Here is a 12,525-nt window from a genome sequence, read left to right on the forward strand (position 1 = left end):
TAAATCACACCACCATATTCACAATCCTGCCTTTTACAACGATCACCTTTTTAGGTGATTTACCATCCAGGTACTTTTGTACATCGGCATTTGCCAGTACAAAAGCCTCGGTATCGGCGGCATCAAGACTTAACGGGATACTCAAGTTCATTTTTGTTTTGCCGTTGATGGATATCGGGTATGCAAAATCGTCCTCAACCAAATAAGTGCCGTTGAACTTAGGGTATGAGGCGTAGCTTAACGTACCTGCCTCGTTACCTAATAAGGTCCACAATTCCTCGCACATGTGCGGCGCATATGAAGAAAGCAGGATCACCATATCCTGCAAAACAGCCTTGTTATTGCACTTCAGATCGGTCAATTCATTAACCGCGATCATAAAGCTGGAAACCGAGGTATTGAAGGAGAAGCGTTCGATATCTTCCTCAACCTTACGGATGATCTTATGCAGCGATTTTAACTCTGCCTTTGATGGCTCAGCATCGGAAACAGTAAATTGCCATTGCTCGTTATGGAACAACCGCCAGAATTTACGCAGGAATTTGAATACACCCTCAATACCATTGGTATTCCAGGGTTTGCTTTGCTCCAGCGGGCCGAGGAACATCTCGTACATACGCAAAGTATCGGCACCATAACGGGCGATCAGGTCATCCGGGTTAACCACGTTGAATTTGGATTTGGACATTTTTTCGACCTCAACGCCACAGATGTATTTGCCTCCTTCTAAAATAAAATCAGCGTCGGCATACTCTTCGCGCCATTTTTTGAATTTTTCTCTGTTGAGCACATCGTTCTCAACAATATTTACATCAACATGAAGCGGCGATGTTTTATATTCTTTGATCAATCTATAAGATATAAAAGTGTTGGTCCCTCTCCCTTCTTCATCAACCAAACGGTATACAAAATTACTTCTGCCCTGTATCATCCCCTGGTTGATCAGCTTTTTGAAAGGTTCTTCCTCAACAACCAAATTCAGATCCTTCATAAACTTGTTCCAGAAACGGCTGTATAGCAAATGCCCGGTTGCGTGTTCGCTGCCGCCGATATACAAGTCGACGTCCTTCCAGTATTCCACCGCTTTTTTAGATGCGAATTCATTATCATTATGCGCATCCATATAACGGTACCAGTACCAGCTGCTGCCTGCCCAGCCCGGCATGGTCGAAAGTTCATATTCTCCCAAAGGGTGTTTCCAGCCGGTAGCACGGCCCAAAGGCGGCTCGCCGCTTTCAGTTGGCAGGTATTTATCAACTTCAGGTAATACCAGGGGCAATTCACTTTCTTCAATTAAATAAGGCAGGCCATCTTTAAAAAATACCGGTACCGGCTCGCCCCAATAACGCTGCCTGCCGAAAATGGCATCGCGCATCCTGAAGTTTACTTTTGCTTTACCTGCACATATTTCTTCCAGTTTAGCTACTACAGCTTTTACAGCCTCGTTGTAAAACAAACCGTTTATAAAATCCGAGTTGATATAACGGCCCTCTTTCGTCGGGTCGGCCTCAATCTCAATCTTCTGGATATCCATGATTGGCACTATCGGCAGATCAAAATGCCTGGCGAATAAATAATCACGCTGGTCTCCACTTGGTACCGCCATTACTGCGCCCGTTCCGTAACCGGCTAATACATAATCGGCTATCCAGATCTGTACCTTTTCGCCATTAAGCGGGTTAAGTACATAGCTGCCGGTAAATGCGCCCGATACCGTTTTGGTATCCGCCATACGGTCAAGTTCCGACTTCTTTTTAGTTTGGGCTATGTAAGCCTCAACGGCATCTTTTTGTCCAGGCGTAGTCAATTCCTTCACCAATTCATGTTCAGGAGCCAATACAACAAAGGTCACACCGAATATGGTATCTACGCGGGTGGTAAAAACTTCAATAAAATTGCCGGATGCCAGTGACTCAGAGCGCTCTTCGCTCCCTCCACCCGGTCCCAAAATCGGAAATTTAACCGACGCCCCGGTACTCTTCCCAATCCAGTTTCTTTGCATTTCTTTTAAAGGCTCCGGCCAGTCAATGGTATCCAGGCCTTGTAAGAGGCGTTCGGCATAGGCGGTAATGCGCATGCTCCACTGCATCATTTTCTTTTGTTCAACAGGGTAACCGCCGCGCTCGCTAAAGCCGTCCTTAACCTCATCGTTTGCCAGTACGGTACCCAAAGCCGGGCACCAGTTTACAGTGCTTTCACGCAGGTACGTCAACCGATATTTTAATAACTCTGCCTGCTGTTCGTCGTGGCTCATGGCTTTCCAGTCGGCGGCAGTAAAGTTTAATGCTTCTTCGTCACATACGGCATTTATACCACTTGAACCCAATTTTTCAAAGTGGTGAACCAACCTGCTTATAGGTTCGGCTTTTTCAGCGGTTTTATTATACCAGGAGTTGAACAGCTGCATAAAGATCCACTGCGTCCACTTATAATAATCCGGCGAACTGGTGCGCACCTCACGACTCCAGTCAAACGAAAACCCGATCTGGTCCAGCTGCCTGCGGTAGGTAGCGATGTTAGTTTCGGTAGTAATAGCAGGGTGCTGCCCGGTTTGTATGGCGTACTGCTCAGCAGGTAAGCCAAATGAATCGTAACCCATTGGGTGCAATACGTTAAAGCCCTTTAAGCGTTTGTAACGTGCAAAAATATCAGAAGCGATATAGCCCAGCGGGTGACCAACATGCAAGCCTGCCCCTGATGGATAAGGAAACATATCCAGCACATAGTATTTAGGTTTTGTGCTGTTATCCTCGGCTTTAAAAGTTTGGTGATCGGCCCAAAACTGTTGCCACTTTTGCTCTATATCTTTAAATTGATAGTCCATTTTGTTATTACGCGTATGTGGCAGCGAAATTAACAAAATCCCTATGAGTTTGATAGTTAATTAAAAGGGAAAAACTTAAAAGGTAAACTACCTGCCCAAAAACCGTTTACTAGTTGCAATGTGTTTAATAAAACAGCAGGGTTTAGTTATCTAAGCCCCTGCCTGTTTTATGTTGGAGTTCCTCAATGCGTTTTGATGCATCTGCCTTGCTCAAAGTTTCATCAAAATCTTCACCTGCTTCGGCAGATAATGTAGTTAGATAAGAATGTTGCGCCCCGGTCATCGGCTCATCGCCTGTGGTCCACTCATCCGGGTCTTTGATCGTGTTCGATCCTTTTATTTCTCCGTTTAAGCCGGTTGTTTCTTCACCTGCGTTGCGATTTCCTGATTTATTTTCTTCAGTTTTCATAATATTTCTTTTTATTATTAACGTTGTTTTTTTTAGAAAGTTTTGGAAATGCTAATTATTTTAGCTAAATTTAATTGTTAATATTTTAAGATAACACCTGATCCGCTCAATTACACAAGAGCGATGGCTCATGCCATCTCTCAAAAATCTATTTATATTTGCCCAATGGAGCATATTATCCCCGCTAAGCAACTAAACTGGCTTTATATTTTTATTGCACTGGCTATTGCGGTTAATTTTAGCGGATTGTTTGTTACCATAATGGGCCCGGATGCAGCTCTATACGCTACCATTGCCAAAACCATGGTACTGCACCATGACTACGTAAATTTGGTGGTAAACGGTCACGACTGGCTCGATAAACCTCATTTTCCCTTCTGGATAGCTGCCTTATCATTCAACCTGTTTGGGTTTACTACCTGGGCCTATAAATTGCCGGGAATTTTGTTTCTGCTGATGGGCGCTTTGTATACCTATTACTTCGCTAAAAACTTGTATAACGAGAGGATTGCGTTATGGTCGGTTTTGATATTGCTGACTGCCCAGCATATCCTGCTATCTAATAACGATGTCCGCGCCGAGCCTTATTTAACCGGGCTCATTATTGCAGCGGTGTATCATTTTTACAGAGCGAATATTCGTAATAATTACTGGCATTTGTTAGCCGGCTGTATTTTTACCGCCTGTGCCATCATGACTAAGGGAATGTTCGCTATTATTCCTATCGGCGGGGCGATTGTTGGTCAATTAGTCATCACACGGGAATGGAAAAAGCTTTTTAACTGGAAATGGTTAGTGGCGATCATCCTTACCCTAGCATTCATCATTCCTGAACTGTATTGCCTGTATTACCAGTTTGATGTTCACCCGGAAAAGGTAGTATTCAGCCATATCGGCGTTTCGGGTATCTGGTTCTTTTTCTGGGATAGTCAATTCGGGCGATTCTTTAATACCGGGCCAATCAAAGGCGGCGGGGATCCGTTCTTTTTTCTACATACTACGCTTTGGGCATTTTTGCCATGGTCGCTGTTATTTTTTGTATCAGTGTACCGCTTTATAAAAACCGGCATCAAAAACGTAAGAGGGCAGGAGTGGTATTGCATCAGCGCCGGGCTGCTTACTTTTTTGTTATTCTCGGCATCAAAATTCCAGCTGCCGCATTACATGAATATAGTGTTCCCATTTTTCGCCATTATCACGGCGCAGTATCTGTATAACGTTCAATTGTCTAAAAGCATTAAGGCTATCCGCATTACCCAGATAGTTGTGATCTCTGTTATGATCACAATCATCTGCATTCTCGAATATTTCTTTTATTCGGAACTGACAACCCCGGTTTTAGTTATACTATTTTTGCTGTATGTAGCCATGGTTATGGTTCCTAAAATAGTAAGTAATAACGGCATTCAGCGCATTATCATTAGTACAATACTCGTCGCATTTATTGTGAATGTGTACCTGAACATGGCCTTTTACCCAACGCTTGTTAAATACCAGGGCGGTAGCGAGGCAGCGAGGTGGATCGATCAGCGTGATACTAAAAAGTATCCCGTTTATCAATGCGATAATGATGCCTGGCCAATGGAATTTTATTTGAATCGTCCATTGCAGATGATCGATCCCGATACTGTAAAATCAACACCCAAAGGCACTTTTTATTTATACGCTAACGCGGATGTGATAAAAAGGATTAAAGCAAAGGGTTGGCCACTTTTAATTGTAGATACCTTGCAGAAGTATACCATAACCCGTTTAAAGGGCAGTTTCATCAACAAAAACACCCGTCAAAAGCAATTAACAGTAATGGAGATTGTGCTGGTGAATGCGCCGGGCATACCGGTACTGAATAAGTTAAGTATTGATCCTAAGTCTATTCACAGGCCATTGTAATAAGCAATATTATTCGGGGAACGAAGCCGATAACAGGGATAAAAGTAATTATCCATTATAAATTGAGATAAATGAAGCTTTGAGATTACAGCTTATCCGGATTTTCTTGAACCTGTTTAACGATATTAGGCACTACATCCTCGCCATCGGCCTCAAACCAGTGAAAGTCTTTATCCTTGCGGAACCAGGTTAACTGGCGCTTGGCAAAATGACGGGTGTTTTGTTTGATGAGATCGAGGGCTGTTTCCAAATCTGTATTTCCATCGAAATGATCAAATAGCTCGCTATAGCCAACAGTATTCAGCGCGTTTAAATTACGGTAGGGAATAAGCGACCTTACTTCATCCAATAAGCCGGCCTCCACCATTTTATCAACACGATAGTTTATCTGCCGGTACAAAATATCCCGCGGTAAACTCAGCCCGATCTTTACAATGTTAAAAGCACGTTTGTTAACTGTGGCTTTTCGGTAGTAAGATATGGGCTTGCCGGTAGCTTCAAAAACTTCGAGGGCGCGTATTAAACGTTGCGGATTATGGATATCAACCTGTTCATAGTACTCCGGGTCGATCTCTTTAACACGTTCCTGCAAATGCATAATACCTTGCTCGGTAAAATCCTGGTTTAACCTGTGTCGTATGCCCGGTTCGGCGACAGGTAGCTCATCAAAACCCTCGCAAACGCCTTTAATGTACAAGCCAGATCCGCCTGCCATCACCACAACATCGTGTTCCTTAAACAGCTCATCAAGCAAAGCCAAAGCCTGCTTTTCGTAATCGCCAACACTAAAGCTTTCGTGAATAGAGTGCGAATTAATAAAGTAATGTTTTACGGTAGCCAATTCCTGTGCATCTGGCTTGGCGGTACCAATACTCATTTCGCGAAAAAACTGGCGCGAATCGGCAGATATTACAACCGTATTATAGTGCTGCGCAATTTTAATGGCTATTGCTGTTTTACCAACAGCAGTAGGACCGGCTAATACAATGAGGGTTTTGTTGGTGTTGTAATTCATATTATGGTCCATAGGTGATGGTCAATAGACCATAGCAAAATTAATACCTTAATTTACCGGCAACTTTTTGCTATGATCCATAACTATGGTCCATCGACCACTTAATAGTCATCATGTGATTTTTCGTCATCGAAACCTTCGTTGTCAGAAAACTCGCTGCCAAATTCATCCTCTTCTTCTTCGTCGTCATGGCCTCCGCCGTGTACTCCCGGTATCTCGGTTTCTTCTTCTTCGGTATCCAATACGCCGGTTAACTCATCCGCGTCTTCAGGGTTAAAACCAAGTTCTTCCTGTAAAAAGTCAAAGTCGCCTTCTTCTTCGGTTGCCGGTAACGATGCTATATTAACCACGTTACCAAATTGTTTAGGCGCTTCGCCAACCGATTTAATTACAGCGGGATAGGTTACGCCTTTAGCTTCATCTAATATGATCTTCATTAGCTCCACATGAAAATCAAATGGGCGGTCGAAGTTAAAAGTGTAGTAAAATTTTTGGTGCGGATCATCAATAAAGCTGCTCAGTTTTACTTTGTCCATCAACGATACCCCGCGGTCTATCCTGCGTTGGTTTGGTAAATAGGTGATCTCTTCGCCTTTGGTCCACTGATCATTGCTGATGTAGAAAGACGAAGGATATTCGGGATTGTAGCCTGTTGACTGGTGAATAGCGCGATGAAGATCTTCGAAAGATTGATTCGATTTTACATCGATCTCTCTTATCACATCATCGTAGTCTTCAAAAGTAACCCTGAACCTGTATAGTGCCATTTTTTTATGTAGTAGATTTTAAGCTAACAAAAATAATATTTTAATTTTATTCTGATTCCAGAAGTTTTAGTTGATATGTACAGCATTTTGAATAGTGCCTGTAAAAATATCGTTTCAAAAATTCATTAAACCCTTGCCACAACTTTTAAGCCAATTTCCCGGCCTTTTGCTATTGTATATTCAATTGCCTCCTCGCGCGAGTTTGGTATTTCGCCTTCGAGGATGGCTTCGCGTATCTGATTTTTAATAATTCCCACCTCACGGCCTTCTTTTATACCAAATAACTGCATAATATCCAGCCCGGTAACCGGTGGTTGCCAGTTTCGCATATTATCGCGTTCCTCAACATCTTTTAATTTTTGTTGAACGAGGTCGAAATTCTGGCGGTATTTTTTTACCTTATATTCATTTTTTGTAGTAACGTCTGCTTTACACAACAGCATTAGTCCTTCAATGTCGTCACCCGCCTCAAAAAGTAAACGTCGCACCGCCGAATCCGTCACGATAGTCTGCGATAAAACAATTGGCCTTAAATGCAGCTGAACCAGTTTTTGTACCTGCTTCATTTTTTCATTCAAAGGCAACTTCAACTGCGCAAATATCTTGGGTACCATGCGTGCGCCTTTGTCTTCATGCCCGTGAAAGGTCCACCCGTGGCCTGCCTCAAAACGTTTGGTGGCTGGTTTGGCAATATCATGCAATATAGCCGCCCAACGCAACCAAATATCACCGGTTGTTTCGCAAATGTTATCCAACACCTGCAAGGTATGATAAAAATTGTCCTTATGGCCTTTTCCGTCAATATAATCAACACCATAAAGATCTACCATCTGCGGGAAGACCTTGCGCAGCAACCCTGTATCAAACAAATAATTAAAACCGATAGATGGCTTAGGCGATAAAATGATCTTATTCAATTCGTCCGTGATCCGTTCCTGTGATACAATGCTGATCCTGTTAGTATTGGCTTTTATCGCTTCTATTGCGATCTCATCGATCCTGAAATTCAATTGCGATGCGAAGCGGATAGCACGCATCATCCGCAAAGGATCATCCGAAAAAGTTTCCACAGGATTTAGCGGTGTGCGGATCAGCTTGCTTTCCATATCGGCCATGCCGCCAAAGGGATCAAGCAATTCTCCGTAAGTATCCGGGTGAAGCGAAATAGCTAAGGCGTTAATGGTAAAATCACGGCGTTTTTGATCGTCCTCCAAAGTGCCGTTCTCAACTAATGGTTTACGTGAATCTAAACGGTATGATTCTTTGCGTGCACCAACAAATTCAATTTCCAGATCCTGGTATTTCAACTGCGCCGTACCGAAATTTTTGAATACGGCCAGTTTTACATTCAATTTTTTAGCAACTTTCTCCGCAAAATCTATCCCGTTACCCATCACCACAATATCAATATCTTTTGATGGGCGATTCAAAAAAATATCCCGTACAAATCCGCCAATAGCATAAGTCTGTAAATGATTTTCGCCTGCTATTTTTGATATAATTTTGAATACCGGGTGGTGGAGGTGTTGTTTCATGTAATAGGGCAAAATTAGCAAATTATTTTTGCTCCGGATGTTTCCCCTCTTTCCGCGCGAGGGCAAGTGTAATGATTTCAGAGTGAGTAGGATAAGCGCAAATGCTCGTTTAAATCAAAAGAATAATTAAGGAATGTGCTGTTTTAAATTATCGTCCGCGACTTACAACTTTCCCCTTATTATCTATTTCAGCTTTACAGTTAGGGCAGGTAGTCCAACCATAAAGCATCTCGTTTTTGTTTTTTGGAAACCTTAGCCTGGGTAGTCTTGCACCACAATTTGGGCAGTATTTAACTGTCATTGTAGCCCCCCAAATAATGATAAATGCAGAGCCGAATAAACAATACGCTACAATATTAATGGGGCCAAAAACAGGTTTGGGATTTCCAATATTGTTATAATTGTATAATACAAATGCTATAAATAATAAAATAAACATAGCATATTGTTTCTTATTTGGCCCGCTCATGATTTATATCACCTATTAAATTGTTTATCTCCTTATAAACTCAAACTTACCACCAGGTTCCAACCGCATAATAGTTGATGGGTTTTTGATCTCCATACTATGCTGGTCGATATCCACCACGTAATCAACTCCGTCGATGATCTCCTGGTCAACTTGTGAAAAATATTGCGGTGATGGCTTACCGCTGATATTTGCTGAGGTAGACACCAAAGGTTTTTTCATCCGCTGGATCAACTGCTCGCAAAAATCGTTTTTAACTACGCGTATGGCAATGCTGCCATCTTTATTAATTAAAGCAGGCGATATATTCTTAGCCCCTGGCATTACTAAAGTCAACGGATTTTCGGCAAACTCGATCAAATCATAAGCAATATCCGGCACTTCGTTTACGTAGCTTTGCAGTTTATTATCGTTATCCAGCAAAATGATCATGCTTTTGGCTTCATCACGCTGTTTTAGGCGATAGATCTTTTGTACGGCCTCGGTATTGGTGGCATCGCAACCTATGCCCCAGATAGTATCCGTAGGATAGAGGATGATCCCGCTATCTTGTATTATTTTAAATGCTTTGGCAACTTCGTCTCTAAGCATGGTTATAAATTATTATATAATTGCGTAAGCTGGTTAGCCAGCTTAGCATCTTCAAAATTAAGGGAATATTCTTTGCCTTTGGCAATCATTTTTTCACGCAGCTGCCCGGTATTTATTACGGCGTTTAATTTATCCGCCAGATCGGTGTGATTATCAGGTTCAACATAAATACTGCCGCTTCCGCCTGCTTCTTCTAAACAAGAACCCTTTGCCGCTATAACCGGTGTGCCGGAAGTGATCGCCTCTAAAACTGGTATGCCGAAACCTTCATAACGCGATGGATAGACAAAAACCTTAGCTAACTGGTATATAGCGGGCAGATCGGCAAAAGCGACATCATGTAAAAAAAAGACACGATGATTCAGATCGTTAGCAGATAGGTAGGATTTAACTGCTTTTAAATACTTAGTCGGTTTGCCTACTACAACCAGGGGAATGTCAACAGCAGGCAAAGCTTTAACCAGCAATAGCAGGTTTTTGCGCTCCTCAATCGTGCCAACACTTAAAATAAAATCAACGGGTAAATTATATTTTTCGGCGACTATCTTTTTTTGCTCCGCAGATTGTTCTGCCTTGAAAATAGGATCGCAACCCTGGTAAATTACTTTTATTTTAGCCGGGTCTACATGCAGTAGTTCAACCAGGTCATCTTTGGTTTTCTTGCTGATCGCGATGATCTTATCCGCAACGGTGCAAGCTTTGGCAACCTTCAACTTGTAAATAGTGCGGCTAATGCTCCCAAATTGCTCCGGGTAACGCATGAATATGAGGTCATGTACTGTAACAACGGATTTTATGCCGGTTTCGGCAATACCGATGGGCAATTCGTGGCTTAAGCCATGGTAGATGTTGATACCGTCGCGTTGCAGATCTTCCACAATACCCTTACTCCTCCACCATGATTTTACGAGCTTACCAATGGGGATAACCGTTTTTATATTTTGGAATTGCTGCAGGAAATTAAGCCTTGGATTTGGCTTTACCTCCGGGCTGTACAGGTAATAGGTGTTTTCAGGATGATACTGTGCCAGCGCCCTAACCAGCCAACGGCTGTAATTACCCAGCCCGGTGTTGTTTAAAAAAAAGCGCTTGGCATCATATCCTACTTTCATATTTTTTAGATGTGAGAGTTGAGCTATGAAATTTGAGATTAGCTGCAACTTGAAGCGCTGTACTTCATAAAGGTTTTAGTCTCAAATCTCAAATCTCACTTCTCAAATCTATACCGCTACATTATTCACCCGCAAAGCATCGTTTAATGATGTCTTTTTATCGGTTGATTCCTTGCGCTGGCCGATGATAAGGGCACATGGTACGTGATATGTACCACCCGGGAATTCTTTAGGGTATGAACCCGGTATTACAACCGAACGTGCAGGCACAATGCCTTTATATTCAATTGGTGTTTCTTTTGTAACATCGATAATTTTGGTTGATGCGGTTAAAACCACGTTAGCACCTAAAACCACTTCCGATTCTAGATGTACGCCTTCAACTACGATAGCCCTCGAACCTATAAAGCAATTATCCTCAATGATAACCGGTGCCGCCTGAACAGGCTCTAATACACCACCAATACCAACGCCACCGCTCAGGTGAACGTTCTTACCGATCTGCGCGCATGAGCCTACAGTTGCCCAGGTATCAACCATGGTACCTTCATCAACATAGGCGCCAATATTTACGTAAGATGGCATCATGATAACGCCTTTAGCCAGGTATGCGCCATAACGGGCAATACCATGAGGAACCACGCGAACGCCTTTTTCCTTATAGTCTTTTTTCAACAGCATTTTGTCATGGAAAACAAAAGGGCCAACCTTTATTTCTTCCATATTCCTGATCGGGAAATATAGAATAACCGCTTTCTTCAGCCACTCATTCACGTGCCAGCGGCCACCGATGCTTGGCTCAGCAACGCGCATTTCGCCATTGTTCAGGCGCTCAATTATGGTTTCAATAGCAGTAATATAATCTTTATCTTGTAAAAGGTTCCTGTCTTCCCAGGCCTCTTCAATCATTTTTCTGTAGTCTTGCATCAGTAAATTAAATATTTTGGCAAATTAACAGAATTTTAGCGAAAAAGGGAATGGCTGATTCGATTGCAGTACTTAATATTTGCTATTAACATTAACTCATTTTAACTGAATTTCCGAATTCCATTTATTTTTTGCAGGTCTTTAATCGCACTTAAGGTATGCCTTATCTGCTATGTGCTATCATCTTTCCGGCCTTAAAAGATGGTATAACCCACCGAAGCCATAAATACTTCATTTTTTGTGTTATTTGTTCCGGATTGCTCAATATTTGTTAAATCGTGTTCAAACCCAGCGCTTATTGATATGCCGTTGTTTAATTCAAAACCACCTAAAGCACCTAAGCCAAAGTCGAAGCGTCGCAAGCCCTCGCTTCCGAAATTGGAGTTTGTTTCCGAGTAAGTTGTAGTGGTATTGCCGTTACTGGTTATTATTTCCGTTGTTTTACCTTTACCTGAAAGGCCATAGGCTAGGTAGGGTCCGCCACCAATAAAAAATTTGCCGCCCTTTACCGGCATATTATATAAAAAGTTAACGGGTAGTTCAAGGTAATCAATGGAAAGTTTACTTTTTGCTGTAAAATTTTCGCCGCCATTAGCTGCGTTTTGATCAAGTAACGCAACATTATTTGTTTTCACCCTTAACAGTATAATACAAACTCGGCATTATTGAAAGTTTCCCGAAATCAAGATCACTAAAAACTCCGGCATGAAAACCTGTAAGGGGAGAGTTATCGTTGTTTGTGTTATTTTGCAAGCTAAAAATGGATTCGTTTAACCCGCCCGTTATACCGAATTTTACAGTTTGTGCAAATAAATTATTTGCAGCCATCATTAATAAAAAAGAAAAGACGATTTTTTTCATGGAGTTAATAAGGTTTGTTTTTTAGAATATGATCAGCCAGTAGACTAATAATCGTATAACGCAGTGATATAAATAAAATTGTAGATATTGACTGTCCTAACTCTTAATTTTCTTTTTCACCCGTT

General features: G+C 42.0%; 12 protein-coding genes. 1 reads left to right on the plus strand and 11 read right to left on the minus strand.

What is annotated here, in order from left to right; genetic code table 11:
• Nucleotides 1-4: 4 nt before the first annotated feature.
• Both leuS and ACYZ0U_RS07715 read right to left on the minus strand, forming a co-directional pair.
• Nucleotides 5-2,824: a leucine--tRNA ligase gene (gene leuS / locus ACYZ0U_RS07710; RefSeq protein WP_461451501.1), complete on the minus strand. Its 2,820-nt coding sequence runs from the start codon at nt 2,822-2,824 to the stop codon at nt 5-7.
• Nucleotides 2,825-2,966: 142 nt separating this feature from the next.
• Nucleotides 2,967-3,233, minus strand: coding sequence for a DUF3072 domain-containing protein (locus ACYZ0U_RS07715; RefSeq protein ID WP_461451502.1), 267 nt, complete (start codon nt 3,231-3,233; stop codon nt 2,967-2,969).
• Nucleotides 3,234-3,356: 123 nt separating this feature from the next.
• Between ACYZ0U_RS07715 and ACYZ0U_RS07720 the strand changes: the two genes are divergently transcribed.
• A complete protein-coding gene (locus tag ACYZ0U_RS07720) occupies nt 3,357-5,123 on the plus strand; it encodes an ArnT family glycosyltransferase (RefSeq protein ID WP_461451503.1) in 1,767 nt (588 codons plus the stop codon).
• An 85-nt stretch (nt 5,124-5,208) separates the two neighbouring features.
• Here ACYZ0U_RS07720 and miaA read toward each other — a convergent pair whose 3' ends face one another.
• The 9 genes from miaA to ACYZ0U_RS07765 form a co-directional block, all read right to left on the minus strand.
• Nucleotides 5,209-6,138 carry a tRNA (adenosine(37)-N6)-dimethylallyltransferase MiaA gene (miaA, locus tag ACYZ0U_RS07725; protein WP_461451504.1) on the minus strand — a complete coding sequence of 310 codons (930 nt, stop codon included), beginning with the start codon at nt 6,136-6,138 and terminating at the stop codon, nt 5,209-5,211.
• A 101-nt stretch (nt 6,139-6,239) separates the two neighbouring features.
• On the minus strand, nt 6,240-6,905 hold the full coding sequence (locus ACYZ0U_RS07730) for an IS1096 element passenger TnpR family protein (protein ID WP_461451505.1): 666 nt from the start codon (nt 6,903-6,905) through the stop codon (nt 6,240-6,242).
• Between the two features lie 125 nt (nt 6,906-7,030).
• Nucleotides 7,031-8,440, minus strand: coding sequence for a CCA tRNA nucleotidyltransferase (locus ACYZ0U_RS07735; RefSeq protein WP_461451506.1), 1,410 nt, complete (start codon nt 8,438-8,440; stop codon nt 7,031-7,033).
• Nucleotides 8,441-8,588: 148 nt separating this feature from the next.
• The gene (locus tag ACYZ0U_RS07740; protein ID WP_461451507.1) at nt 8,589-8,909 is read right to left on the minus strand and encodes a hypothetical protein; all 321 of its coding nucleotides are present in this window, start codon (nt 8,907-8,909) and stop codon (nt 8,589-8,591) included.
• Between the two features lie 24 nt (nt 8,910-8,933).
• Entirely contained in the window at nt 8,934-9,500 is a 567-nt protein-coding gene (locus ACYZ0U_RS07745) for an L-threonylcarbamoyladenylate synthase (protein ID WP_461451508.1), read from the minus strand.
• Between the two features lie 2 nt (nt 9,501-9,502).
• A complete protein-coding gene (locus ACYZ0U_RS07750; protein ID WP_461451509.1) occupies nt 9,503-10,612 on the minus strand; it encodes a glycosyltransferase family 4 protein in 1,110 nt (369 codons plus the stop codon).
• 108 nt (nt 10,613-10,720) lie between these two features.
• The gene (locus ACYZ0U_RS07755; RefSeq protein WP_461451510.1) at nt 10,721-11,539 is read right to left on the minus strand and encodes a 2,3,4,5-tetrahydropyridine-2,6-dicarboxylate N-succinyltransferase; all 819 of its coding nucleotides are present in this window, start codon (nt 11,537-11,539) and stop codon (nt 10,721-10,723) included.
• Between the two features lie 194 nt (nt 11,540-11,733).
• Nucleotides 11,734-12,174 carry an outer membrane beta-barrel protein gene (locus tag ACYZ0U_RS07760; RefSeq protein ID WP_461451511.1) on the minus strand — a complete coding sequence of 147 codons (441 nt, stop codon included), beginning with the start codon at nt 12,172-12,174 and terminating at the stop codon, nt 11,734-11,736.
• Nucleotides 12,161-12,400, minus strand: coding sequence for a hypothetical protein (locus ACYZ0U_RS07765; RefSeq protein WP_461451512.1), 240 nt, complete (start codon nt 12,398-12,400; stop codon nt 12,161-12,163). Before ACYZ0U_RS07765 ends, ACYZ0U_RS07760 begins: the two co-directional genes overlap by 14 nt.
• Nucleotides 12,401-12,525 lie beyond the last annotated feature (125 nt).

The sequence above is a fragment of the Mucilaginibacter sp. genome (genome assembly GCF_965225845.1).
GTDB lineage: Bacteria > Bacteroidota > Bacteroidia > Sphingobacteriales > Sphingobacteriaceae > Mucilaginibacter.